Below are 26,389 nucleotides of genomic sequence, written 5' to 3'. Positions count from 1 at the left end.
AAAGGTAAGAGAAAGATAAGCAACATGAAGAAAAAAAATAGTGCAGAAACCTGCAACCCTTTTAAACTTTTCGGCGTCATCGTTATCGAAAGAAATATATTTCAAGTTACGTTCTTTGCCTTACTGATTTTTTCGCCTTATCTGTTCGCACAGAAAGCATTACCTCCAACGCAGGCCACTCAAAGCGACGATATCGTAGAGATCCTGAAATCGGACGAGCTGGAAATTATCAACCAGCCCGGCGACGAATCGAGACGGGTTATCAATGGTGTTTTCAGGCATAAAGGGGCGCTGATGTATAGCAACCTCGCCATTCAGCACATCAATTCTAATATGATTGAGGCTTTTGGCAATGTCAGGATCGTTCAGGGTGACACGCTCACGGTGACGGGAGATACGCTTTTTTACTATGGAAATACCCGTCTCGCGATTGTAAGCGGCAAAAAAACGGTGTTGAAAGACACTAAAAAAACGCTTACTACCCGGAAGATTGAGTACGATATGGCCAATGGGATCGCCTATTACAAGCAACCCGGCCGGACCGTCGATGAAGAAAATGTACTTACCAGCAAGGAAGGCTTTTATAATACGGCCACCAAGGAATTTACCTATTACAAAAATGTAAAACTGGTGAACAAAAAGTATACGCTCACAACGGATACGCTGCTTTATAACTCGCTCACGAAGTGGTCTTATTTCAATGGCAAGACCAAGATTGTAAATAAAGACGGGACGGTCGTCGGAACCAAAGGGCAGTACAACACGGAATCGACGCAGTCAACATTTCATACGCGTACGACGGTTGACAACGAAACGTATACACTCACGGCTGATTCGTTGGTTGTCGATGGGAAATCCAATGATGGCAAAGGAAAAGGAAACGTGGTGATTGTCGCAAAAAAGGATAGGACGGTTCTTAACGGAGATGAAGGATACTATTGGAAAACAAAGGGTTATTCTAAAATTTTCGGACATGCGTATGTGAGAAACGTCGTCTCCGAAGACACACTTTACATCCGCGCCGACACGCTTTATTCTTACGAAAATTCGCGCGACAGCACCCGGAAGTTGATTGGAGATCGTAACGTATTCATTTACAAATCCGATTTCCAGGGGAAATGTGACTCGATCACCTATGACACGGCCGATTCGATTATCCGTTTTTTCCGCAAACCAATCCTTTGGAGCGACCAGCACTACCAGATGGAAGCTGATTCGATCACGGCATTCCTGGTGAGCAATGAAATTAACAGGATGCTGCTCAAAGGCAAGTCGTTCGTCATTACCGAAGACACGCTTGTGAAGCAGTTCAACCAGGTAAAAGGCCGGACGATCAACGCCTATTTTCAGACCGGAAACAAACTGAAACAAGTGCTGGTTGACGGCAATGGGGAAAGTGCCTACTATGCGGTGGATGATAAGCAGAAAAATATCGGTCTGAATAGGGTTGAATGCGGGCGAATGAACCTGCTTTTCGAAGACAACCGCGTCCAGCGGATCGCATTCATCGGGAAACCGGACGGGAAGCTGATACCTCCCTCCAAAATAAAGCCCGCTGAGCGGCAACTGGATGGCTTCAACTGGCGTATTACTGAAAAGCCGACGAAGGCCAAGACGACCTGGCAGGAAAAATAAAATTCGCTCAGAAAAATTGTCCGGGTTAGCTGTCGGCACGATTTTTTACCATACAAAAATAAAGTTACCCGTTCGCACAATATATTTTGAATATACAATTATTTCTCTATATTTTTGTAGCGTACTTTTCAGCTAAAAAACACATAACGCATTAGTCAAAAGTATCCGATTGCAGCTATGAAAAGAACTATACGTTTCATATATATGATTTTAGCCTTAGCCCTGAGTATTCACGGGTTACAGGCCCAAAGCGTGTCGGGGGGAAGCCGCCTGAATATGGTTGGCAAGAAGAAAGCCCCCGCATCCCAGAACATCAAATTCTCGAACTTTTCTAGCGGAGTCACTTACAAACCGCTGACTTTGCAAAATCCAAAAGCGCTGAATACGTTCTACACTTCGTTTCTTTTCGCTTCTCCAAATACTGCCGATAACAATGCTTTGGCTGTCGAGGTTGCTGAAAAAAGCAATGAAAAGAAATCTCCTGCAATGGAGGCTCAATTGAGAGCGGAAGAGCTTTTGTTTGTGAGTGACAAGATTTCAGTTTCCAATGTGTATCCCAATCCTGCGAGTGAATATGCAGAGATCGATTTCACGATCAATGCGGGACTTCGCGATGCCAAACTGACGTTTTACAACGTGCTAGGCTCGCAGATGCAGGAATTTACACTTAATAAAAACGATCGTAAGTTGCGGATAAACACTAGAGATATGGCTACCGGCCTCTATTTCTATCAGTTGTCCGTCGATGGCAAAAAAGTCGCCACCAAGAAAATGCTCGTTCGCCATCAGCAATAGGCTATCTTTTAACACTATATCAGCTACGCATTCGTTATGGATGGTGTAGCTTTTTTATTACCTTTGCAGTTAATATGCGAAAAAACAGTCCGGCAAGCTATTTCTTGCTATTCATTGCAATCCTTGTTGTTACTTCCTGCAGTAAGTTCTCCAAGTTACAGAAGACAGGTACGGATCAGCAGAAATACGATGCTGCCATGGCCTATTACAAAAAGGCGGACTACTACCGCGCAGGACTGCTGTTTGAGGAACTGATCCCTTTGCTGAAAGGAAGTACCGAGTCCGAGCTTGCGCAGTTCTACTACGCTTACACGCAATACCATCAGAGCCAGTACAATACAAGTCAGTTTCTGTTCAAGAAATTCTACGACACCTACGCACGCAGCGATTACGCGCAGGAAGCATTGTACATGCACGCATTCTCACTGTACAAAGACTCGTCGCCGTACAACCTCGATCAGACGAGCACTTTCACGGCGATCTCGGCGATGCAGGATTTTATCAACACCTATCCCGACAGCCCATTCCGCGAAGAATGTACCCGCTATATTCTGGAATTGAGATCGAAACTGGAACGGAAAGCTTACGAGCGTGCGAGACTATACCACAAGATTAGCGATTTCAACCCGATGTCGCTTAAATCCGCGGTAATATCGATTGAAAACTTCCGGAAGGATTTCCCTGATTCTCAATACAATGAAGAGCTTGCATTCCTGAAAGTGGAGTCCCAATACAATCTGGCTTCCAATAGTTTCCAGGATAAGCAGAAAGAGAGGTACCAGGACGTTGTGAAGTTCTACCAGGAGCTTGTGGATAAATATCCGACCGGTAGATACAACCAGGACGCCGAAAAAATGTACGATGACAGCCAGAAGCAAATCGAAACGATTGCCAAGGTTGAAGCTGAACGCCAGAAACTCAAAGAATCCCAACCTGACCCGTCTACAAAACCGGCCAAGGTAACCACGCCGGCTGTCACCACCCCGAACGGGCAATAGCAGGCACCATTTATATTGTTTCAAGAATTTAAACTATATCAGACCATTATGGCAACGAATCCATCGATCATTACCCGTGATACAGACAAGATAGCGGCGGTAACAGGTAACCTGTATGAATCCGTATCGGTCATTTCCAAAAGGGCACGCCAGATTTCCAGCAAAATGAAAGAAGAGCTGAACAACAAACTGGCCGAATTTGCTTCCGGTGTAGATAACCTTGAAGAGGTGTTTGAAAACAGAGAGCAAATCGAAATTTCGAAATTTTACGAGCGTATGCCGAAGGCTGGAAGCATTGCAATCGACGAATTCATCGAAGGCAAAACTTACCACAGCTACCGCGACACCACCGAAGAATAATACAAGCGCATTTCACGAAGCCCGCCATGAATCTGATTGATGGCGGGCTTTTTGTTTTTATCTCTTTAACTTTACACCTACTATTCAAATCCTGTAAAATTGAATCTGAAAGGTAAAAAGATACTGCTGGGCGTTTCGGGCAGCATTGCCGCGTACAAGTCCGCACTGCTGGTCCGGTTGCTCGTGAAGGCGGAGGCGGAAGTTCGCGTGGTAATGACGCATTCGGCAACGGAATTTATCACGCCGCTCACGCTGTCGACGCTTTCTAAAAATCCGGTGCTTACCGCATTTACGAAAAATGAGACCGGTGAATGGAACAACCATGTTGAGCTCGGACTTTGGGCCGATCTGATCGTCATAGCACCTGCAACGGCAAAAACGCTCTCCAAATGTGCCACCGGCCATTGCGATGACCTTCTGACAGCCATTTACCTATCCGCCAGATGCCCGGTATTTTTTGCCCCGGCAATGGATGTAGACATGTTCAAACATCCTTCCACACAGCACAATATCGGGCAGCTGATTAGCTACGGAAACATTTTCATTTCCCCGGAACACGGCGAACTCGCGAGCGGGCTTATTGGCGACGGCAGGTTAGCCGAGCCGGAAAACATTGTTAAAGTACTCGACGCGAATTTCGCAAAACGCCCTGTAGCGAACGCCAAGCGCGTCCTCATCACAGCCGGCCCGACCGTAGAACCGATCGACCCGGTACGTTTCATCAGCAACCGTTCGTCCGGCAAAATGGGTTATGCCATTGCGGAGGCCTTCGCGGCTGCGGGCGCGCAGGTAACGCTCGTGAGCGGGCCTACGCACCTGAAAGCCTCCAATTCGGATATTCGTACAATCGGTGTGGAAACATCCGGCCAGATGTTCGAAGCAGCCCGGGAAAATTTCCAGTCCAACGACCTGATCATTTTCGCAGCGGCGGTGGCCGACTACGCACCGCGGCATGTTGCCGAACAGAAAATCAAGAAGCAAGGCGATAGTATGACACTCGATCTGGCCAAAACAACCGACATTGCCGGTACCCTGGGCACCATGAAAAAGCCCGGCCAACTGATCATCGGTTTTGCACTGGAAACCGAAAACGAACTGAGCCACGCCCAGGATAAGCTTATCCGGAAGAATTTCGATTATATTGTACTAAATTCCCTGAACGACCCCGGGGCAGGCTTTGCACACGATACCAACAAAATAACCGTTATTGACAAGGACAAAAATGTACAGCGATTCGACCTTAAATCCAAGGAAGAGGTCGCGCAGGACATTCTTAATATCGTATTAACCAAATGGAGCGAAGCATAAAACTACTGATCCTGACCATTCCGCTACTTTTCGGGGCGCTCGTGCAGCGTGCGTACGCGCAGGAATTTCAGTTTACGGTCAATCTCAATTACGAGCAATTGGTAGCGCAGCAAAAAACCGACCCGCAGTCGATGAACCAGCTGCAAACCTATATGAATGATTTTCTCAATAATACGCGCTGGACCAACGACCAGTTTGCCAAAGAGGAGAAGATCAAATGCAAGCTCAATGTAAACCTTACCCGCTCGCTTGCTCAGGGAAGTTATGAAGGCAACGCGCAGCTGATCGTTTCCCGGCCCGTTTATGGCTCCACCTACGAAACGGTTTTATTTACTTATGTAGATAAAAATTTCACATTTACGTACCTCCCGAGCACGCAGCTGTATTTTAATGAAAACAGCTATACCGAAGAACTCCCATATATTATGGCATTCTACGCCAATATCGCATTGATTTTCGATTATGACTCATTTAGCAAAATGGGTGGTTCGCCGTATGTCCAGAAGGCATTCAACCTGGTGAACCTTGCACGAAACTCATCTCCCAACAAGCGTGGGTGGGATTCGAACGGCGATTCCAAAAACCGCTATTGGCTGATTGAAAACCTTCAAAGCCAACAATTTACACCGTTCCGCGAGGGAATGTATAAGTATTACCGTCAGGGCCTGGATGTAGCAACGCAGAACCCGGTGGAAACCCGTGCGAAAGTGCTCGAATTTTTGAATACCATTAAAGAAGTGAATCAACTCCGGCCTGCGAGTGTAGTAGTCAATTCTTTTTTTGATGCCAAATCGGATGAATTGTATAAAATAATGATCGAAGGATTGCCGGAGCAACGCACACAAGCTTACTCTTTGCTAATTAATCTCGACCCTTCCAAAACTCAGCTATACCAACGGCTGTCCATGTAGCAGATCAAAATTGATGAGTAAACGATTGATACGGGTCCAGCCCGACGAATTACTGAGCAATCAGCACATCTTAAAAAAACAGCCGCTTAATGTCGTGCTTTCCAACGGAAACACCATTTTTGGCAGATTAATGGCCATCGACGCGGTCCGGCTTGTATTGAAAGACACACGGGATCACCAGCATCAGATCGCCCTCTCGGACCTCTATGAAGTTGTTTACGACGACGACCGAGGCGTCGTACCACCGAGCCGGCACGCTTCCTTATAAAATTCGGGTTACTTCCTCATATATTTCCTAATTGGGAAGATCGTGCCTATATTCGTATCGGAGACGACCTTGATCCCCTTCATCATAGCCAGGTTGCATCATCTCCGGCAATCTGCTTCCTAAATTAGACATGCTTTCTAATTTATTGATCAAAAACTATGCGCTGATAAAGCACCTAGAAATGTCCCCCGATCCCGGCCTGAACATTATTACAGGCGAAACGGGTGCCGGTAAATCCATTATGCTTGGTGCAATAGGCCTGCTGCTCGGAAACCGGGCGGATGCAAAATCACTGTACGATAGCAGCGAAAAATGCGTCATCGAAGGTACATTCAACCTGACGGGCTACGATCTCGCCCCTAATTTCGAAGACGAGAATCTCGACTTTTCGGAAGAATGTATTGTGCGGCGGGAAATCTCCGCGGCTGGCAAATCGCGGGCATTCATCAACGACACGCCCGTCAACCTGGAAACCTTACGGAAAATAGGCATGCAGTTGCTCGATGTCCATTCGCAGCATGATTCGATACTGCTCGGCAACAATGAATTTCAGCTGCGCGTAGTCGATTCCTATGCCGAGAATGCCGATTTACTCAAAACATATTCAGCCGATTTTAATGCTTACCGCGAAGCCGTAAAGGCATTCGAGGAGCTGAAACGACAGGCGAGCCAGCTCAGGAAGGAATTCGATTATGACCAGTTTCTTTTTCAGGAATTGAATAATGCGGGTTTGAAAGCCGACGAGCAGGAAAAGCTGGAACAGGAGTTGACCATTCTTGAAAATGCGGTCGAGATTAAAGAAAAGCTTCAACTCGCCCATGCATACCTCGATAATCCCGAAAACTCAGCCCTTGACCTGCTAAAAAGCGCCGTAGGCTCACTTACCCAGGCTTCGAGGCTCGTGAATGAATATGATATTCTCCGCCAGCGCGCCCAAAGCGCATTCATCGAGCTCCGCGACCTGGCCGACGAGATCGATCAGGTAAATGGCAACGTGGAGCTGGATTCAAGCCGGACGGAAGTTGTGCAGGAGCGGCTGGACCTTATTTATTCATTGCTAAAAAAACACCAGGTATCGACCCTCGGTCAATTGCTGGACATCGAGGCCAATTTACAAGGTAAGCTCAGCATTGTAATGAACCTGGATGACGACCTCGCCAAGGCCGAAAAGAAAGTCGCGCAGACGCAGGAGAAAATGCTGGCAGGTGCGAAAAAGCTTTCGGAAAGACGCAAAAAGGTAACCAAAGCCATTGAAAAGCTTATTCTGGACAGGTTGTATGAGCTGGGCATTCCCAATGCGTCGCTCAGCATTCAAGTTACTGAAACGGCGCCGACGCCATCCGGTATCGATTCCGTGACGTTCCTTTTCAGCGGTAATAAGGGCATTGTGCCTCAGGAATTGAAATTAGTTGCCTCCGGCGGGGAATTTTCCCGGCTGATGATGGTTATTAAGTATATACTCGCCGACAAGCGAAAGCTGCCCACCATTATTTTCGACGAGATCGATACCGGCGTTTCCGGTGAGATTGCCAAAAAGATGGGGAAAATGATGCAGAATATGGCTATCAATCACCAGATTATCGCCATTACCCATTTGCACCAGATTGCCAGCAGCGGCGACGCGCACTATTTTGTGTATAAAGACCACTCCTCCGACAGAACTGTCAGCAGGATCAAAAAACTCACCATCGATGAACGTGTACAGGAGATCGCCCAGATGATCGGCGGACATAATCCGTCGGAGGCCGTGCTGCACAATGCGCGCGAAATGATCCTCAGGGATTGACGTACATCCATTCGGTTAACTCTATTTAGTATGAAAAACCTCATCCTTCTATCGTTCCTTATCACGCTTTGCGTTGCCTGCGGAAAGGACAAAGACCAGGAAAAGCTTACCGGCCTCGAAACGGAAGTCCTGGCCATCCACGACGAAGTAATGCCCAAGCAGGAAGACATTGTGAGCCTGCAATCACAGCTTTCGAAAAAAATCCAGGGCATCGATAGCCTCCAAAATGTGGGTGTAAGCAGCAATACCATGGCTGAACAGCGCATTAAGGCCGTTGATCTAAACCAGAAACTGACTGACGCCGATAAACTCATGATGGACTGGATGCACGCTTATCGCGCCGATTCCGCCAAAAAACTGGACCCCAAGCAAGCCGTTCTTTATTTCGAAGGTGAGAAGGAACGGATATTGCTGGTAAAGCAAGCCACGCTGAAATCGATTCAGGAGGCAAAAACATTTTTAGAATAACCCGTTTATGAACTCGAAAGTAAAATCAATTCTTTTCCATTCCCTGTTTATTACCGCGTCTCTGGCTGCCGTTACCGGCTGTGGCGGTTCGGAAAATAAGCTGCCGATCCTCGGAGAGCGCGATGTTGTGAAGAAGACCGTGGATGGAAAGGAAGTCGTTGACACCATTTATAACAAGATTCCCAAGTTCGCCTTTGTCAACCAGTATGGCGATACCATTACCGAGAAGATTGTCGAGAACAAAATTTACGTGACCGACTTTTTCTTCACCACCTGCCCTACCATTTGCCCCGTAATGAAAAAACAAATGGTAAAGGTCTACGAGGCGTATAAGGGTAATCCCGATGTAATGATCCTCTCCCACTCCATTGATCCTGAACACGATACGCCGGCAGTCCTGAACCAATTTGCCAAAGACCTGGGTGTGGAGGGCAAGCAATGGCAGTTCCTGACAGGCGACAAGGCCCGGATTTACGAAATCGGTCAAAATAACTACATGTCAACCGCCAAGGAGGACACAACGGTTCAGGGCGGCTACATTCACAGTGGTGCGTTCATCCTGATCGATAAGGACAAGCACGTGCGGGGAATGTACGATGGTACCACCGAGGAAGGCACAAAGAAGTTGCTCAACGATATGGAGCGGTTACTGGCCGAGTATAAAAAATGAAACCGCGACCTAACCGTGCCGCCACAGCCGGCATAATAGCCTTACTAATGCTTGGTATGGCCTCCTGCCGCAGTTCCGAAGAGCTGAAAAGCGAGCAATATTTCGTGACCGGGCAGCAATTATACATGACGCATTGCGCCAACTGCCACCAGGCGGAAGGGAAGGGAATGTCGAATCTCTACCCTCCCATTGCTGGGTCGTCAATTATGTCCGATAAGGCGCGGGTGGCTTGCATTATTCAGTACGGAATGAGTGACACGATCGTAGTGAACGGCAAAAAGTTCAGCCGGCCTATGCCTCCGAATCCCAAGTTGACTGAGATCGAAATTGCAGAAATTGTAAGTTTTGTATCGATGAAATGGGGAAAAGACAGCGTGTACACGCCCATAGAGCTGGTACACAATGCATTGATCGATTGTAAGCCTGATTAAATTCCTTTTGAAACCATCTTACCAGTCATTTTCCGCAGTTTGATGCGCGAAAAGTCCTGCTCGGCATCCATACCGATCGCATGGGTGACCTCGGGCGACTGCGTATTGACGATGGTCAATGGCTTATCCGTAAATACTTTGCGTGTGCCGGGACTCCAACTCAATTCAGTTGTCGTGAGTATCTGATGTTCATCCAGTTTCACAACGCGCACATGCCCTTTCACGATGTATACATCCGCATTGCGGTCGTAGCGGCCCGAATCGGACCGTAATGTAGTCACCACCGTGCCCAGCGAATCGAAAAAGCTGATGTTAACGGAATCCGGAAATACGCGGGTCTCGTTTTGGTAGGTAAGTGATTTCGGGGTTTTAACGTAAACCTTCATATTCCCCTGCTCACTGTATTTCACCACCAGATCATTCACAATTTCAAACGGGCCGGTGTAAGCAGCCCCGATCTTGTCCTTTTTGGATTCGCAAGCCACAAAAAGCAGCGCGCAAAGTACCATAACACAAAAAGGAGATAAGTAAATATCTCCTTTTGGCAAAAATCTATGAATGCTCTTTTTAAGCATAAAATTGCTGTTAGTCGATCCTTCTCTTCTCAAACCATCTCTCCATGAGCGTCACACCCAGCACCACACGCCCGTAACGCTCGCGGATTGCGCCGCCGGAGTTGGTACCGCGCTGCCCTCCAACAAACGCAACGGAAAGGAAGTTGGCAAAACCACGTCCCATCGGGAAAGTGAAGCCAAGACTTACATTGCTATCGTTCACTTTGGTGTTACCAATCATGTAGGGCGTATTTCCGGTGCTGAAACCAATGCGGTAGCGGACGTTATCAAAATAATTCAGTGACGCAAATTTCGGTATGTATTCCGCGCCGACATGCAGGCGGTTCACGTTTCTCAGCTCTTCATTCACATTTCCGAAACCTCTGTACTGCGACCATGACTGACGGCTATAGTCCACAGAAACTGTCATTTTAAACGGCCATTCGAGGGTTGCTCCTACCTGATATTGTTCAGGTACTTTCATGCCACCGCCGAGGTTGTTTTCCAATGTATCCGGACTTACAACCGGGAAAGAACCTTGTGTAAGCTCGAAAGAAGTCGTTTTGGTAGCGTTCAACGAAGTGCTGAAACTATATGCACCGCCCAGGTTCAGGTTCAGTTTATTCTCCTTTTTAAGCGGAATGCGAACGGTACCACCGGCGCGGAAAGCCACATCGGAATAAGTATTGCGCTCATTAAGGCTCACGATATAATCCGATGGAACGCCATCGACGTACAGCGCCACATCCGACGATCTCCGTACGTTACCGAAAAAGTAGCTGCTTTCAAGACCAAGCGTTACATACCGGCCGATCTGAAATGAGTTGACCAGCGAAGCTTTGTTGACGCCTCCCTTTCCCGAAACCGTGTATTCCGCTATACCAGGCGAGCCGGCAACCGGACGGGTAAATGTATTTTGATAGTCGATGAAACTGTAAGGCTTCAAATTGGCGCCGATTACCCATCTTGGAGTGATTGGGAACGACAACGACAGATATGCAAGGTTTCCCCCTGCGTTCTTCTGGTTCAGGTTACCGGAAGCAATGTCCTTGTATTGGCCCACCAACCCAACGTCCAGCGTTGTAAACCGGTTGCGCACCCAGAGTGCCGGGTTGAGGTTGTTGATCTGAAACCCGCTTCCGGAGGCAACGCCGGCCCCTCCCATACCAGTATTATCGGAATATGCATCTCCGTAAAACTCTCCCATTCCCAGGGATGAATACGGAGAATTGCCCAATCCTTGTGCTTTTGCAAGATTTGTACAACTCCAACCGAGTGTAATGGCAAGCGTGATTATTCCTATTCTACTGTAAAGAGACATTATATGTTAAAATTCTGTTCAATCCTATTAAAACCAGTTCCGGCACCGCAAAGATGGGTGGTTTCAAGCTACTTTCAAAAAAAGCAGCATCCCCACCGCATAATACTACGCGTAAAGTCGGGTAATTGTGTCGGTATCGTTCAATAATTCCTTCGATTTCAGCAAGGGTGCCATTCATTACACCGCTTTGCATGGCCTGACGGGTGCTTTTTCCGATCAGATCAGGCTCTTTTTCAGGCTCGAAAAGTGGAAGTCTTTTAGTAAACGTATGCATTGCATTGAATCGCATCCGCACGCCAGGAGAAATTAACCCGCCCTGAAATGCAGCATTGCGGTCGATAAGGTCGTAGGTAATGCACGTACCCATGTCGATTACCACGATATCTTCATTGGGAAAAAGATAATTAGCACCCGCGGCAGCAGCTATCCGGTCGGCGCCGAGGGTTTGCGGGGTGTCGTAATGCTTGGTGATCGGCAAAGGTGTTTCCGGCGTGAGGCCCATGATCTGGATCGGTTCACCCAATGCTTCCTGGAACTCCTCCTGCGTCCTGCCGACAGATGAAAAGAACAGGTATTCCGGCAGCTCCGCCCTGACATTCCGGATCAATTCCGGGAATTCCAGGTGCGTCGTATATCGTATAAGTTTTTCCCCTTCGAACCATCCGATCTTCGAAAAGGTATTCCCGGAGTCCACAACAATGTTCATAGTCCGGCAAAATTCCGACTTTCCGGTGACAAAAACTAAGGCCGAAAAAAAGTTACTGTCCGTTAAATCACCTACTTTGGCAGTTCGTCTAAAATTTTTCACCGTATAATAGCAATAACAATGCAGTTGGCACGGTTTTTAAGCTAAATATTTGGAAATTAAACCATATATAAGTACCTTCGTCCATCCAAGTCAGTATCGACTTATAAATCCAAATTCCATCTCGCGGTAATTCTAATCTCAGTGTTATCGAGGTTCAAAATCTTGCCGATTTATTGTCAATACTTCCTGTTTGTACCTGTTACAATTGTCAGATTTGATCCATCAAGTTTTGCAGTCAGTAAAGCCTTTCGCGCAGGCTTTCGCAACTAAATGCTTATCAACCTATCAATGACCATCACGTGACCTCAGGGCGCGCAGTCCTGTTATATCCAATTATATTCACAACCTTATTATCTAATTGGTAAAGTGACCCTTTACTTTCCATTTTCTGTATGCCTACAATTGATGATTTAAACATTAAGCTATTATCTGAGCTACGAGAAATAGCGGGTGCTCTGGGAATACCCGATCATGCCAAACTTCCTAAAAAAGAACTGATTAACCGGATCATGTCACAGCAGGAAGCACCTGCACCAGTTGCAGCGCCCGTTGCGGTGGAAGCACCGGAAGCTGAAAGTGTACTCGCCGACGCCGGTGACTCATCAGAACCCAAGAAAAAACGCGCCCGCAGGCCTATCGAGCCTACCCCGGTGCCTGTGTCCGTGAAAGGCGGCAACAACCGTCCTGTACGGAATAAAAAAGACAACAATCAGCTGGCGCCTTCTTCTGCACCGTTATTCGATACGCCTGCCCGCCAGGAATTCCCGAAACGCCAGGAAGAACGCCCGAAAAATATAGATACATCGCTCGAAATCGACGAGGACAATGATACCCTCAACGACCTGGGCAGGGAAGAAATTCCAGTACAACCGGAAGCTCAAACTGAGCCAGAGGTAGAAATTACTGAGGTACAGGCCGATATTCAGGAAGAAAAACCTTCGGCTGTTTCGCAGGAACCGGCTCCTCAGCAACGTGAAGACCGCCAACCACGGCCTCAGCACGAAGGCCAGGAAAGGAATCCGCAGCCGCAAGCGCAGCGTGAGGACCCTTCTTCGAAAATCAAACGCAATTACAACAACTATGTAAGAGAGTTTGATGGCCTGATCGTCAACGAAGGTGTGCTGGAAATCATGCAGGATGGCGGCTACGGCTTCCTTCGCTCTGCGGACTACAACTACCTGGCCAGCCCCGACGATATTTACGTTTCGCCTTCGCAAATCAAATTGTTCGGTCTGAAAACCGGTGATACGGTAAAAGGTCAGATCCGCCCGCCGAAAGAAGGAGAAAAATACTTTGCATTACTCCGTGTGGAAACGGTAAACGGCAAGACGACCGAAGAAATCCGCGACCGTATCCCATTCGAATACCTTACTCCATTGTTCCCTGATGAATGCCTGCGCCTGAGCTCGCGCCCGGAACAATACTCCACCCGTATTCTCGACCTGTTTGCACCTATCGGAAAAGGCCAGCGCGGTATGATCGTGGCACAGCCTAAAACCGGTAAAACGGTACTTTTGAAAGAAATCGCAAACGCCATTACCCGCAACCACCCCGAGGTTTTCCTGTTGATCCTGCTGATCGACGAACGTCCGGAAGAGGTTACGGATATGCAGCGCAGCGTGCGTGCGGAGGTAATCGCGTCGACATTTGATGAGCAGGCCGACCGTCACGTGAAAGTGGCGAGCATTGTTTTGGAAAAAGCCAAAAGAATGGTGGAATGCGGTCACGATGTAGTGATTCTGCTCGACTCTATTACCCGTCTGGCACGTGCGTATAACACGGTGGTTCCTTCATCAGGTAAAATCCTTTCCGGTGGTGTGGATGCCAATGCATTGCACAAGCCGAAACGTTTCTTCGGAGCGGCGCGTAACGTGGAAAACGGTGGTTCACTGACCATTATCGCAACCGCATTGATCGACACCGGTTCTAAAATGGACGAGGTAATCTTTGAAGAATTCAAAGGTACCGGTAACATGGAATTGCAACTCGACCGCAAACTGTCCAACAAACGCGTATTCCCGGCTATCGACGTAATGGCGTCCGGTACACGCCGCGAGGACTTGCTGCTCGACAAGGAAACACTGAAAAAAGTGTGGATCCTGCGTAAGCATATGTCCGATATGAATGCCATGGAATCGATGGACTTCCTTTTGGAACATATGAAAGGGACACGGAACAACGAAGAGTTCCTGATCTCGATGAACCGATAAATAACAAGGCCCGGGCTAACCTCCGGGCTTTTTTGCTTTATAAGCACTCCTATTGCATCTTATTTGACGAAACCCTATTTTTAGGTAAAAGCATACACCCGTCAAACTCCGTTCTTCATGTTCAATAGCAAGGCGCTGTGGTGGACCTTTCTGGGATTCTGGATAGCTGGTTCTATTTACTGGCATGTGTGTAAAATCGAACAATACTGCGATATGCTGTCCGATTCTCAGGCGCTTTTGCCTGGAATGCCCACACAAAGCGGCCTGCTTCACATTTCCCTGCGAAATGTAGGCTTCCCCACCTATCGCATCGAGCTTACGCATTTCTGGCAGCATACGATCATGATCGGCGTTGCGCTGCTGCTCGGCTTTGTGCTCGGTACCACCTACGAAATGAAGAAAACAAGGGATTTGCGGTACAGATTGAACCGGATCCGGCGCGAATTGGCCTATTATCAATCCAAACAATGAATGTTCCAGCCATTTCACTTGGTTTAGACAGTCTTCCCGTCGCGGTGGCCGAAATCGTCGTGCTGCTGCTGGCCGCGACTGTCGCCGGTTGGTTTCTGGCAAAAGTGATTATCAAAAAGAGAATTGATAACTTGCAGGAATTAATAGAGGAAAAGAAATACGAACTAGCTCAAATCCGGACTTTAACAGACACCACAGTGGATTACCCGATTGCTACCAACGCCCACAAGACCGTTTACCCCACCATAAGCCCCGATCACGCGCCCGATGACCTTAAAATCATTGAAGGAATAGGCCCGAAAATCGAAGAAATTTTGAATAAAGGAGGCATTCACACCTACGAGCAACTGATGGAGACCTCCCTCCTGCGCATTGCCGGTTTCCTCAAAAAAGCCGGTCCACGTTACCAGCTCCACGATCCCTCCACCTGGCCGGAACAAGCCGCACTCGCCAAACAGCAGAGATGGGAGGAATTGGAAAAATTGAAACTCAAACTGATTTCAGGTAAGCCCTGATCGAATCGGAAAGAACATAAAAAAAGCCGCTTCAAAGAGCGGCTTTCTTCATATTAGTGTAAATGCTTACGAAAGCGTGCTTACGGTTCTTTGAATGAACTGGGTAAGGTCATTGCCCGAAAGCATTCCCTGCGACAGCAATGCAAGGTCGTAAACCTGCTTAGCAAGCGCATTTTGCTCGTCTTCACTTTCCGAACCTGCAATTTTGCCGATCAGCGGGTGGTTGGAGTTGAGCGAAACGGTGTACATTAAAGGCATATCGCCAAACATCGAGCGCTGGCCTGAACTCGCCTGCATGTCCGTCATACGACGCATGAACTCTGGGAATGTGATCACTACCGGCAGTTCGTCCACCGGCATTGCTTCCACGGTAATGTGCGCAGTTTTGTTTTCAGAAACGCCCTCGAACACTTTCTTCACTTTCTCCTGGTCGTCGGAAGAAAGAATGCTTTCCAGTTTCACTTCTTTTTCAACCAATTTATCCAATGTATCGGCATCAACGCGCTTAACCTGGACTTTTTCCAGCTTCTGTTCCAATGCATTGATAAAGTGCGAATCTATCATGCTGTTCAGCACGAGCACGTCGTAGCTGCGCTTTTTGGCCGATTGAATGAACGCATCCTGCTTTTTCTCGTCCGAGGTGTAAAGCCAGATAAGTGATTCGTTTTTGTCGGTCTGATTTTCTTTAACCTGCTCGCGGTATTCTTCGAAAGTGAAGTATTTGCCGTCGGTGTTTTTCAGCAGACAGAAATCTTTCGCTTTTTCATAGAATTTATCATCGCTGATAATGCCATATTTCACGAACAAGCCTATGTCATCGAATTTCTTCTCGAATCCTTCACGGTCGTTTTTGAAGATTTCGAGCAACTTGTCAGCCACTTTACGGGTAATGTAGCCGTTGATTTTCTTCACGTTACCATCCGCTTGCAGGTAGCTGCGCGATACGTTCAAAGGAATATCCGGGGAGTCGATCACGCCGTGCAGCAATTGCAGGAAGTCGGGAACGATGTCTTTCACCTCGTCGGTAATGAACACCTGGCGGCTGTAAAGCTGGATTTTTTCACGCTGACCGGAGAAATCGTTGCGCAATTTCGGGAAGTACAGCACGCCCGTCAGGTTGAATGGGTAATCTACATTCAAATGGATCCAGAAAAGCGGATCTTCGCCAAACGGATAAAGCTCCTTGTAGAATGCGAGGTAATCTTCGTCATTCAAATCGGAAGGGCTTTTCGTCCAGATCGGGCTCGGATTGTTAATTACCTTGTCTTCAAATTCGATTTCAATCGGCAGGAATTTGCCGTATTTTTCAAGAATGCCTCTCAAACGGCTTTCTTCCAGGAATTCTTCGGAATCTTCGGCAATGTGCAGGATAATGTCGGTACCGCGCTCTTCTTTTTCTACGGATGAAATCTCGAACTCTGTCGAACCGTCACATTCCCAACGAACGGGCTCAGCACCTTCCTTGTAGGATTTGGTAATGATCTCCACATTCTGCGCCACCATGTATGCCGAATAGAAACCCAGACCGAAGTGACCGATAATGCCTTTGTCGCCTTCGCCTTTGTCCTTATACTGCTCTACAAACTCGGTAGCACCGGAGAATGCGATCTGGTTAATGTATTTTTTGATCTCGTCGGCTGTCATGCCGATACCATTGTCACTGATTGTGATCGTTTTGGCATCTTTGTCCAACTTCACAACCACCTTCAAGTCGCCCAGCTCGCCATTGTATTCGCCGTAGGAAGCCAGCTTTTTGATCTTCTGCGAAGCGTCTACCGCGTTGGAAACGAGTTCCCTCAAAAAGATTTCGTGGTCCGAATAAAGGAATTTCTTGATAATCGGAAAGATATTCTCGGTGTGAATGCTCAAATTCCCTTTTTCCTGAATCACTGATTCCATAGTTATGATATCGTTTGTTTTATATTTTAAGAATGTAATTTCGCTTTGCAATACGCGCCAAAAATATGCGTTCCAATAACAATCAAAACACATACCGGCTGACACATTGTCAGTAATGCACTATCCAGTGGTACGGACGCTCAATCGGCTGGTATCTGAAAGGCTTTTTTACTAATATTGCGACCGGTAAACAACTCAACTAAAATCATCAAACCAGTTCCGCCGAACACCAATTTCTGACATGAATCTGATTAAAAAACTTTTTGTAGGAGTACTATTCATCAGCGGGTTCTCTGCCTGCACCACCATGAACTCCGTTCCCCTCTCGAATTACACTGTATTTACCGAAGATCTCCGTCGCGACCTCGAAGCTGCCAATATTTCCCTCACGAAAGTTCAGTTTTTCAACGACAAGTCGATCAACATCCGTCGTGAAGTGACAGACCCGAACGATATCAAGGTAAATCCGGAAGGACAGATCACGATGAGCAACGGGAAAAGCATTCAGACGATCAACGTACTGCCATTTACGCCGGGCGTCGCATTGAGCACGGGCGATGGTGTGATCAACGTTTCGTGGGATGATACCCAGCAGGATACCAAAGGGATGAAGTTCAACCTGAGCGGCCAGAACTACTTCCTCGACGTGCTTCCTAACAACAAATTCGATTATAAAGAGCGCACGTTCGATCTGCAAAGCGGCAATGGCGCCCGTCTTTTTGTGAAAAAGGATTTGCTGAAACAGGTGAAAAACCAGAGAGAGACATTGAAAGGACGTAAAGTGAATCAATAATGCATTCACTTCCATTCAAAAAAATAAAGGTCGGGAAGCCCCGACCTTTATTTTTTTGAGCGTTCCTTTTATCAGTTTAGGTTAAAATATTGGCTTTTATTGCTGTTACTCCGGGGTTTCTGGATGACCTGCGAGTTGCGGATCAGCACAATCACCACCAGGCCGGTAATAATCGCGAGCGAGATTTGTAGAAAGGAGATAATGCCAAAACTCGCCACATTCATTTTCGACGCCTTCACCAGGTCCTTCCCGATCGTCGACTGAATGCCTGCCAGCTCGTTCAGGTTCAAAATCGTACTTTCGAATGTAGTGCCGCCCGGCGCTGAAAACAGTTGCTTCGCTTCGGCAAACGAACCCGCGGAGCATAATGTCAACACACGACTTTCCAAATTTGCATATTGCGCGATCTGGCTTTTAAAACCGTGCAAGCTCTTCGCTTCTTCATCTACCAGGTAGGTTTTTTCAAACAACCGGATCAGCGAATCGATGCTGCGATCGTGCGCGCGTAACTGCGCCTTCACGTATGCGGGCGTTTGTTGCGCCTCCGAGTACAGGTAATTTTCAAGCGATAGGCGCTTACGGTACAGATTTTCAGTCAGATACAAAATAGTAGTAGCCGGAACGAGGCGATCTTTATAAATGGATGAAAACGACTCATCGATCCCCTCCACATTGTAGCGGGAAATTAATGTTCCGCCAACGATCAATGCCATGATCCCTCCTAACAAAATCGCAGCTTTAAACTTCTGCTGAATAACAAATGACCATTTCATGAATTGATAATTAACTTTCCCAAGGTATCAATGTATTTAGAAAATACAAAAATATCTTTTTATATTAACGAAAAAGTACGCTGTGTAATATCTGTTTTACAATGTACACACAAAAAAAGCGCAGAGGCAAAAGCCCCTGCGCTTGGCGGCCCCTACGTTCCGGCAGCCGCGGCGGTCACCCGATAAATCAGTTTTGCTGACCGCCTCCTACAACATCCGTATTGTTAACCGACTTTGTTTTCTTCTTAGGCGCATTGAAACTCATCTTTCCGATCGAGTAGCTGAATGTTACTTTGAAGTTGCGGTTGTAAAGCTGTGTGGCACCGGTCTGCACGAACTGCGGCGAAGTAAGGTCCGAAGTGAATCTTACACCTTTGGTCAGGAAGTTCTCCGCACCGAAACCAATGCTGCCTTTCTTGTTGGCAAAATCCTTTTTGAACCCTAATGAATATATGTAGAAGCCGGTGCGCGTGCCTTGCAGCTGAATCTCCTTACCCCGGTAAAATCCGAATGCCTGTAATCCCCAGCCGTTTTGCAGCGAAATCTGCGACATTAACCGACCACCATAATTGAAACCGGAGTTACTGATTCCCACCGAAGTACCGTCCAGGCCGGTAGTTTGTCCTTCGAGGTACGAATGCAGGATGTCGATGCTACCGTTCAAAGTCCATTTCGACGTCAGGTACACATTAGCGAACACGTTAGCACCGTAGGCTCTCTGCTTTCCAATGTTCTCATACGTTGTAACAATGGCGCCTTGCAGTGTATCAACGGCCATGCGCACCTGTGTGATTGAGTTGTTGGTTTGCCGCGCGAAAACCGATGCATTAATGTAGGTCTTCTTAATATTGGTACTCAATGCAACTTCAAAGTTATCGGTCAATTCCGGGCTCAATGCGGGGTTACCGGTGCTGATACTCTGCGGGTTCGAGAGGTTCACGTTCGGGTTCAGCTGCTGGATACCAGGGCGCTGAATGCGTCGGTTATAAGCGGCTTTCACAGTAGTACTGCCCGAAAGCGCCTTCGAGACGTTGATGCTCGGCACGAGGTTTCCGTAAGCCGGAATGTCGATCGCCTTGTCGGCACCCATATCGGCAGTGATACCGGTGTATTCGTAGCGTGTGCCGAGTTTGAATGTGTATTTGTTTTTGGTAGAAAGCGTGTAGGAAAAGTAACCCGCCGCCACATTTTGTTTATAGTTCAAAACCCCGGATGGGTTGGCAGAACTCAGCACAAAATCGCCCGATTCTCCGGCAGTAAAGTATTTAAAATCACTTTCCACGGTTCTGAAAATGCCTTTCGCACCGAATTCGAGCAACTGATTCTTGCCCAGCGGCGTCTGGTAATCGGTTTGCAGCGTCAGTTCCGAGTTCTCGTTTTTGTTTTCGTTTTTGAGCTTGCTGCCTACCGCGCCGGATTCATTCAGGAGGTCGGTATTAAAATTGTTGGTCAGGCCGGTACGGCTGTACAAGGTGGAAATGCTCCACTCCTGCTGCGGTTTGAAAGTACGAATGTAGTCGATATTGAAATCTACTGTACCCGAAAGGTCCTTGCGATCCACCTTCCGCATCGAGTTGTTATCGAGAATGCTATTTTCGTACTGGTTAATGGTCAGATCCTGTTTCTGGATAAAATTCCGCGTTCCGTAACGCAAACCTGCCGATAATGCCTGGTTTTTACCCAAATCATAATCCCAGCCCAATGAATACTGACCGAACAAGCCGCGGTCTTTCGCAGTTGAGCTCTGATTTGTCAGGAACGAATTATTACCGGAGTAGGTCGTCTGATCGAGTACGGAAGTCGCCTTGTTATAGAATGCGCGACCGAAACCACCGAGAGTGAACCCCATTTTGCCTTTGCGGTAGCTACCATTCAAGCCCAGGTTCGAACCGCGGTTCCCTACGCCCGAATCGATATTCAGCGTCAGGCCTTGGAGGTTATTCTTTTTGGTAATGATATTGATAATACCTCCGGAACCTTCCGCATCGTATTTGGCCGATGGCGAAGTGATTACCTCCACTGACTTAATCATATCCGCCGGAATCTGCTTCAAAGCATCCGCCACATTCGCCGCGATAATGGTGGAAGGTTTATTATTGATCAAAACCTTGATGTTGTTACTTCCACGCAGCGATACGTTACCATCCAGGTCCACCGAAAGCATTGGCACCTTCCGCAGCAGATCCGACGCGTCGCCGCCTTTCGAGGTAATATCCTTCTCCGCATTGAAAACCAGCCTGTCCACCTTCTCCTCCACCAGGGATTTTTCACCGGTAATGGTCACCTCCTGCAAGTTCTGCACACTCGACGCAAGTTGAACAGCGCCCAGCTCCACATCCTTGCCCTTCTCCACTTTTACATTCACGGCTTTGTCCTTATAACCAATGAAGGAGATCATCAGCTTATAATCGCCCGGCGCTACTTTCGAAATGGCGAACTTCCCATTCTCATCGGCCGTGGTACCGTCAATCGCCTTGTTATCAGCGACATTGAATAATGCAATACTGGCAAATTCAACGCCTTTGGCAGCGGCTGAATCGAGTACAATTCCTGAAATTTTAGAGTTGCCCTGCGCGGGAGCCTGTGCGAAGGTTTGATCGGCAGCAATGGCCAGCAAAAGCGTCAAAACGACAAATCTGACGACTGACAGTAAGGGATTGTTCATGGTTTTCATAAGTTTCAAAGAGGGTGCTTTTCGCCACTGTCCTACTTAAATACAATTCTCGATACAAATGAAAAACATACTTTTTATTTATTATTTGATAATAGATAGCTACCCCGAATTCATCTGCGAATCGGCACTTTCGGGATACCAAATTGAAATCGGATAGTAAACTCTACCTGCCCGACAGCCGGCGCCGTGGCGTGGTACAATTTTGGTGAAGCGGGAAGACAAGCGTACTTTTGCGCCAACATACTCTTCTGTTCATGAATGACGCAGTCATAGATTTTAGCAAAGTCCACCAGATAAATTTCTTTGGAATAACCATTATGGAGCCCTCGACGGTGCTGTCGAGCCTGATGATGACCGCCGTGTGTATTTACGCGTTTTTCCAACTCAATAAGCTCGGCCGTGCGCACCGCATGTACAAGCAAATCCAGTATTTCTTCCTTTTTATGGCCATCGCCACCGCTATCGGCGGGATATTAGGACATGGTTTTCTCTACATGACCGGCAAAGTCGGTAAAATCCCGGGCTGGTTTGCGAGTATGATCGCCGTCGCATTGTTCGAACGGGCCGCAATATGGCATATCAAGCCGCTGCTGCACCAGCGCAACGGGCTCATTCTGGGCTGGCTGAACTACGTAGAGCTCACCATATTTTTTGTGCTTACATTCATTACCCTCGATTTCCGGGTCGTGGAAGTGCACGCATTCTACGGATTGTTCCTGATGCTCTTCACGATCGAAGTATATGTTTACAAGAAGAAAAGAGACCCGGGCAGTAAAGATATCTTCCTCGCCACGCTCATGGGTGCGCTAGCCGCGGGCTGCCACGCATTGAAATTCAGCTTCGGCGATTGGTTCAATTATAATGACATTGCGCACATTCCCATGTCGCTATCGATCTGGTTTTACTACCAGGGCGCACGGCATATGACGTATTACGGAGAAGAGATGATCGTGCCCGAGGAAGTCGTGGCGGGTGAGGGGGATGTGTGAAGAAGGTTTTGACCGCCGACGGCCGACCGCTGACCGCCGATTGGTTGTTTTTGTTCGTTGATGGAATTTTAGAATGCATACAAAATAGAAATGGGACGCCACGATGAGGGACGTCCCATTTTTTGCGATCGGCGGTCGGCCGTCCGCGGTCAGCGGTCAAAAAACACCTTACTTATTCGGCTGCGGCGTGTAGCGCAAATATGGCTTCACGATATTCAATCCTTTTGTAAATTTCTTCTGCGCGTCTTCGGTGCTTACTGCGGGCACCACGATCACGTCTTCGCCGTCTTTCCAGTCGGCTGGTGTGGCTACGGAATAGTTGGCGGTCAGTTGAAGTGAATCCACCACGCGGAGAATTTCGTTGAAGTTACGGCCTGTCGATGCAGGGTAAGTCAGCGTCAGTTTAATTTTCTTGTCCGGGCCAATCACGAATACCGAGCGTACCGTTGCTTTTTCGCTCGCGTTCGGGTGGATCATGTCGTACAATTGCGCTACCTGGCGGCCTTCGTCGGCGATGATCGGGAAATTCACCTCCGTATTGTTTACTTCATTGATATCCGGAATCCAGCGTTGGTGTGAATCCAGGTCGTCGACGCTCACGGCGAGTACTTTCACATTGCGTTTCTCAAACTCACCTTTCAAAAGGGCAGTTTTACCCAATTCCGTTGTACAAACGGGAGTAAAGTCAGCGGGGTGAGAGAATAACAATCCCCAGCTATCTCCCAGCCATTCGTGGAATTTAATAGGCCCCTGCGTGGTATTTGCTTCAAAGTCCGGTGCGATATCTCCTAATCGAAGTGACATAATGGTGAAGGTTTAAAGAATGAAACATTAATCTACTAACATTGTAGAGTAGAACACAAAATTAAAGAAATAGTTTCATTAAACGGCCCATTTCCGCTATTAATAAATCCAGCGGCAAGCCGCGCTTTCTGCGATACTATTACTAACTGATAATCTTCATTTTAACCAATTTTAACCGCTTTTTAAGGCTTGTTTAATTGCGTTTTAATTGCTGTTTGGCTCCTTTGAAACACGAAAACCGGCAATTGGTAATCGCCTTCGGCCGGTCGGCAAAATACTTTGTAAAACGCAACCTGCTTCGTACATGACAGCCCGGAACAACTCTTTCGACGAATACGCGGTACTGCATGAATTGAAGCAATTTTTGCCGGCATTATCGCCGGGGCGGACATTCACACACCGGAACCCCTTGCAAGCCTTCCGGTTCCTGAGCTTTCACGACGCGCTGCGGCAGGCGTCCGGAATGCTGGGCTACCAGACATCGCTTTCTTTGGAAGAATACCGTTCGTTTTATAATTCCAAAAGGGTGAAACCCGAAGTATTGGAAAAGGTGCTGGTGGAGAAAAAGGGCATTGCAAAGACCTTCGAATGGCAGGATAAGGTGTTGATGAAGAAATTTCCTTCGGACGCCCCTCCGCGGATAGGCCGGTTGAGAGCTAACTGGCAAAAGCAATATAAAACCGACCCGGATGCCCGTGTTCATCCGAGATTGTTCCGGATTTTAGGAAATTATCTCGACCACGGCGTTTCGGATTGGAAATTCCCGGTACGCGGGCAGGGCTTCCTCGATTCCATGCGCGAAGTGGAGTCGAACAGTTTTGTCAGCGCATTCAATACGCCCCGGGCGCGTAACCTGCTTTTGCATACCAGCCCTTCGATCAGCGATTTGCTGTCCATCATTGTCGGCGACGAAATGCTTTTCCAACAATACCTTTTCGACCAGCAGTTTGCCCACCGCGGCTGGTCGGGGCTGGTAGCGACATTGGAAGACAGCCGGAATGAGCTGCCCAACGGCAGCAGCATTACTTTTCACGAGTTGGTCGTCTTCGAGCTGCTTCTGGAAATCGATGTGCTGGACGATCGCCTGGGCAGTCATTGGCAACCGCTGGCGTCCGGGCTGGCAAATTACCCCGCCGATCTGTTTGCGCCCATTCCCGCAGATGAGAAGAGTGAAGTACTCGCGATCTGGCAGGAAGCTGTGGAATGGAGTTACTATGAAGGAATATTGGCCGGGTTATGCCGCGATCCGCAAAATTCCCCCAATCAGGCTGCCGGGTACATTCCGGAAGCTGCTGTCACAAACGCGCCGGATTCCCTTTGCATAACCGGGAGGCCGTCGGTAATCCGGAACCTACCGACTGGCCACCGCGCGTTTCTGAACAATTACGATTTCTCGGTTGATCCGGATGGGGAAGTTTTGGAAAAAATCCTTGAAACAGTAATACCATCGCTGGGGGCCGCCAATCTTGAATACTACTTTTCAAGAACCGGCTTAACAGATGTGAATGCCGAAAATGCATTGGCCGATCAGATTGTCGGGCTGTTTGGCATGACCGATAATGCCGGTGGTGACCTGCGTACAGGCTTACCCGCGGAACTGGCTCGTGGATTTGAACCCATGCGCCTGCTATGCATCGTGGAGCAGTTTCCTGAAACAGTAATGAAAGTGATCGGCAGGCTCCGTGAAGCCCAGTTATGGCTGGTGAACGAATGGGTACACCTGGTAGTGGCCGACCCTGTGTCGGGAAAACTATCGATTATTAAAAACGGGGAACTGATTGCCTATAAATCCAACAAGCGGGCCGTTGAAGAGCCCGTCCATTAAAAATACCCGCTATCGGTGGCTGGTGATTGGTAAAGCCGCATTGCTGATTGATACCGGTCGTCGATAGCTTTTTAGAATGTACGTGTATGTTTTGGAATGATTTCCATTTTGACGGTTTGACATTGGCCTACCTCGCAACCGGGTTAGCTACGACGCTCCTGGCCTTCGGGATTGGCCGCAGCACCTTTCGGGGGCAAAAACAATGGCCCCGTTTCGTCTGTACCACGTTGCTTTTTTGTGCCGGTTACGGTTTGGTTGTTTTTTCAGGTGGCTTAAAAACATTGTTGCTCGGCTGGGAGATCATGGGCATTGCTTCATTTCTGCTCATGATCCTTCACCGCGAGTTTAAGCAGGGCATTTCGGCGAAAGCCTTTTTTATATATCGCTTGGGTGATGTGGGCTTGCTCCTTGCCATGTGGGCAAGCCACCACCTGTGGCGGGAAAATACGACGCTGATTTCGTTTCTGTTGGTGGCGACGGCCTCCATGCAATCGTCGCAGCTGCCGCTCTCGTCGTGGCTGCCCCAGGCGCTGGAAAATTCCACCACGGCAAGCGGCATTTTGCTGACGACGCTCACGGCACAGATGGGCGTATTCCTGTTGCTGCGGACTTATCCGTTCTGGGAACATCAGTTCTCCGTCCGTGTAATGATTGCATTGCTGGGAGTAGCGGCGGCGGCTTTGGCGGCGGGCTTTGCACGCGTGCAGTCATCCGTAAAGCGGCGCATTGCCTATGTTTCGATGGCCCATACCGGACTCATTTTTATCGAAGTGGCGGCGGGATTCAAGAGCCTCGCACTCATACATATCGCAGCGAATGCGTTCCTGGCTGCGTACCGGCTACTCGTTCAGCCTCCATTGGTAGCTGCGGGAATGGGGGGACGGACAATTTCAAATTCCAGGACGTGGGAAGACAGGCTACCTAAAAAGCTGAAATACACGATTTACATGCTATACACAAAAGAATGGGGCGTGTATTCGCGCCTCTCGAAATACCTCAGATCATCACACCATTTATGTTAACCCGCTAACCATCTCAGCAAACCAAATACCGATCTTCATAATTATAGTTAACCTGTTCGTTTAAGTTTCGGAAACCATCTCATGTTTAAAATGAGATGGTT

The 26,389-nt window shown here is 48.0% G+C and carries 25 protein-coding genes; 18 read left to right on the top strand and 7 right to left on the bottom strand.

What is annotated here, in order from left to right; genetic code table 11:
* The first annotated feature begins 24 nt into the window (after positions 1-24).
* From BLQ88_RS30280 to BLQ88_RS30230, 11 genes are all read left to right on the top strand, one after another.
* On the top strand, positions 25-1,635 hold the full coding sequence (locus tag BLQ88_RS30280) for an OstA-like protein (RefSeq protein WP_090156765.1): 1,611 nt from the start codon (positions 25-27) through the stop codon (positions 1,633-1,635).
* A gap of 204 nt (positions 1,636-1,839) precedes the next feature.
* Positions 1,840-2,430 (top strand): T9SS type A sorting domain-containing protein, encoded by a 591-nt coding sequence (locus BLQ88_RS30275; protein WP_229212932.1) that lies wholly within the window; start codon positions 1,840-1,842, stop codon positions 2,428-2,430.
* Between the two features lie 74 nt (positions 2,431-2,504).
* Positions 2,505-3,428 carry an outer membrane protein assembly factor BamD gene (locus tag BLQ88_RS30270; protein WP_090156763.1) on the top strand — a complete coding sequence of 308 codons (924 nt, stop codon included), beginning with the start codon at positions 2,505-2,507 and terminating at the stop codon, positions 3,426-3,428.
* 48 nt (positions 3,429-3,476) lie between these two features.
* Complete coding sequence (locus BLQ88_RS30265) at positions 3,477-3,788, top strand: DNA-directed RNA polymerase subunit omega (protein ID WP_090156762.1); 312 nt, start codon at positions 3,477-3,479, stop codon at positions 3,786-3,788.
* Between the two features lie 99 nt (positions 3,789-3,887).
* Positions 3,888-5,096, top strand: a complete 1,209-nt coding sequence (coaBC, locus tag BLQ88_RS30260) for a bifunctional phosphopantothenoylcysteine decarboxylase/phosphopantothenate--cysteine ligase CoaBC (RefSeq protein ID WP_090156761.1) — start codon at positions 3,888-3,890, stop codon at positions 5,094-5,096.
* Complete coding sequence (gene porD, locus BLQ88_RS30255; RefSeq protein WP_090156760.1) at positions 5,081-6,007, top strand: type IX secretion system protein PorD; 927 nt, start codon at positions 5,081-5,083, stop codon at positions 6,005-6,007. The genes coaBC and porD overlap by 16 nt, the downstream gene beginning before the upstream one ends.
* 13 nt (positions 6,008-6,020) lie before the next feature.
* The gene (locus BLQ88_RS30250; protein WP_090156759.1) at positions 6,021-6,275 is read left to right on the top strand and encodes a hypothetical protein; all 255 of its coding nucleotides are present in this window, start codon (positions 6,021-6,023) and stop codon (positions 6,273-6,275) included.
* Between the two features lie 130 nt (positions 6,276-6,405).
* Positions 6,406-8,061, top strand: coding sequence for a DNA repair protein RecN (gene recN / locus BLQ88_RS30245; protein ID WP_090156758.1), 1,656 nt, complete (start codon positions 6,406-6,408; stop codon positions 8,059-8,061).
* A 30-nt stretch (positions 8,062-8,091) separates the two neighbouring features.
* Positions 8,092-8,529, top strand: a complete 438-nt coding sequence (locus tag BLQ88_RS30240) for a viral A-type inclusion protein (protein ID WP_090156757.1) — start codon at positions 8,092-8,094, stop codon at positions 8,527-8,529.
* A 7-nt stretch (positions 8,530-8,536) separates the two neighbouring features.
* Positions 8,537-9,199, top strand: coding sequence for an SCO family protein (locus BLQ88_RS30235; RefSeq protein WP_090156756.1), 663 nt, complete (start codon positions 8,537-8,539; stop codon positions 9,197-9,199).
* Entirely contained in the window at positions 9,196-9,630 is a 435-nt protein-coding gene (locus BLQ88_RS30230; RefSeq protein ID WP_229212931.1) for a c-type cytochrome, read from the top strand. The genes BLQ88_RS30235 and BLQ88_RS30230 overlap by 4 nt, the downstream gene beginning before the upstream one ends.
* Here BLQ88_RS30230 and lptC read toward each other — a convergent pair.
* The 3 genes from lptC to BLQ88_RS30215 form a co-directional block, all read right to left on the bottom strand.
* Positions 9,627-10,139, bottom strand: coding sequence for an LPS export ABC transporter periplasmic protein LptC (gene lptC / locus BLQ88_RS30225; RefSeq protein WP_090156755.1), 513 nt, complete (start codon positions 10,137-10,139; stop codon positions 9,627-9,629). The genes BLQ88_RS30230 and lptC overlap by 4 nt on opposite strands.
* Positions 10,140-10,215: 76 nt before the next feature.
* Positions 10,216-11,505 carry a BamG family beta-barrel-assembly machinery protein gene (bamG, locus tag BLQ88_RS30220; RefSeq protein ID WP_510185993.1) on the bottom strand — a complete coding sequence of 430 codons (1,290 nt, stop codon included), beginning with the start codon at positions 11,503-11,505 and terminating at the stop codon, positions 10,216-10,218.
* Positions 11,489-12,211 (bottom strand): type III pantothenate kinase, encoded by a 723-nt coding sequence (locus BLQ88_RS30215; protein WP_090156753.1) that lies wholly within the window; start codon positions 12,209-12,211, stop codon positions 11,489-11,491. The genes bamG and BLQ88_RS30215 overlap by 17 nt, the downstream gene beginning before the upstream one ends.
* A 494-nt stretch (positions 12,212-12,705) precedes the next feature.
* Here BLQ88_RS30215 and rho point away from each other — a divergent pair, with 494 nt between their 5' ends.
* The 3 genes from rho (at position 12,706) to BLQ88_RS30200 (ending at position 15,509) form a co-directional block, all read left to right on the top strand.
* A complete protein-coding gene (gene rho, locus BLQ88_RS30210; protein ID WP_090156752.1) occupies positions 12,706-14,523 on the top strand; it encodes a transcription termination factor Rho in 1,818 nt (605 codons plus the stop codon).
* A 117-nt stretch (positions 14,524-14,640) separates the two neighbouring features.
* Entirely contained in the window at positions 14,641-14,994 is a 354-nt protein-coding gene (locus tag BLQ88_RS30205; RefSeq protein ID WP_090156751.1) for a hypothetical protein, read from the top strand.
* Positions 14,991-15,509, top strand: a complete 519-nt coding sequence (locus tag BLQ88_RS30200; protein WP_090156750.1) for a helix-hairpin-helix domain-containing protein — start codon at positions 14,991-14,993, stop codon at positions 15,507-15,509. The genes BLQ88_RS30205 and BLQ88_RS30200 overlap by 4 nt, the downstream gene beginning before the upstream one ends.
* Positions 15,510-15,575: 66 nt before the next feature.
* Here BLQ88_RS30200 and htpG read toward each other — a convergent pair whose 3' ends face one another.
* Entirely contained in the window at positions 15,576-17,408 is a 1,833-nt protein-coding gene (htpG, locus tag BLQ88_RS30195) for a molecular chaperone HtpG (RefSeq protein WP_090156797.1), read from the bottom strand.
* 241 nt (positions 17,409-17,649) lie between these two features.
* Between htpG and BLQ88_RS30190 the strand changes: the two genes are divergently transcribed.
* On the top strand, positions 17,650-18,201 hold the full coding sequence (locus tag BLQ88_RS30190; RefSeq protein WP_090156749.1) for a hypothetical protein: 552 nt from the start codon (positions 17,650-17,652) through the stop codon (positions 18,199-18,201).
* A 71-nt stretch (positions 18,202-18,272) separates the two neighbouring features.
* Here the strand turns inward: BLQ88_RS30190 and BLQ88_RS30185 are convergent, their stop codons facing one another.
* Positions 18,273-18,974, bottom strand: coding sequence for an MCP four helix bundle domain-containing protein (locus tag BLQ88_RS30185; protein ID WP_090156748.1), 702 nt, complete (start codon positions 18,972-18,974; stop codon positions 18,273-18,275).
* Positions 18,975-19,161: 187 nt separating this feature from the next.
* Entirely contained in the window at positions 19,162-21,648 is a 2,487-nt protein-coding gene (locus BLQ88_RS30180; RefSeq protein WP_090156747.1) for a TonB-dependent receptor, read from the bottom strand.
* A 317-nt stretch (positions 21,649-21,965) separates the two neighbouring features.
* Here BLQ88_RS30180 and BLQ88_RS30175 point away from each other — a divergent pair, with 317 nt between their 5' ends.
* On the top strand, positions 21,966-22,637 hold the full coding sequence (locus tag BLQ88_RS30175; protein ID WP_229212930.1) for a DUF6962 family protein: 672 nt from the start codon (positions 21,966-21,968) through the stop codon (positions 22,635-22,637).
* A 168-nt stretch (positions 22,638-22,805) separates the two neighbouring features.
* On the opposite strand, the gene BLQ88_RS30170 is transcribed toward BLQ88_RS30175, so the two are convergent.
* On the bottom strand, positions 22,806-23,441 hold the full coding sequence (locus tag BLQ88_RS30170) for a peroxiredoxin (RefSeq protein ID WP_090156745.1): 636 nt from the start codon (positions 23,439-23,441) through the stop codon (positions 22,806-22,808).
* 304 nt (positions 23,442-23,745) lie between these two features.
* Here BLQ88_RS30170 and BLQ88_RS30165 point away from each other — a divergent pair, with 304 nt between their 5' ends.
* Together BLQ88_RS30165 and BLQ88_RS30160 are read left to right on the top strand one after the other, a co-directional pair.
* Positions 23,746-25,266, top strand: a complete 1,521-nt coding sequence (locus tag BLQ88_RS30165; protein WP_090156744.1) for a putative inorganic carbon transporter subunit DabA — start codon at positions 23,746-23,748, stop codon at positions 25,264-25,266.
* A gap of 86 nt (positions 25,267-25,352) precedes the next feature.
* Complete coding sequence (locus BLQ88_RS30160) at positions 25,353-26,288, top strand: proton-conducting transporter transmembrane domain-containing protein (protein WP_090156743.1); 936 nt, start codon at positions 25,353-25,355, stop codon at positions 26,286-26,288.
* Positions 26,289-26,389 lie beyond the last annotated feature (101 nt).

The organism is Dyadobacter soli (assembly GCF_900101885.1).
Taxonomy (GTDB): Bacteria; Bacteroidota; Bacteroidia; order Cytophagales; family Spirosomataceae; genus Dyadobacter; species Dyadobacter soli.
Note: the sequence above shows the minus strand (reverse complement) of the source record. Positions and strands in the feature narration are given on the sequence as shown.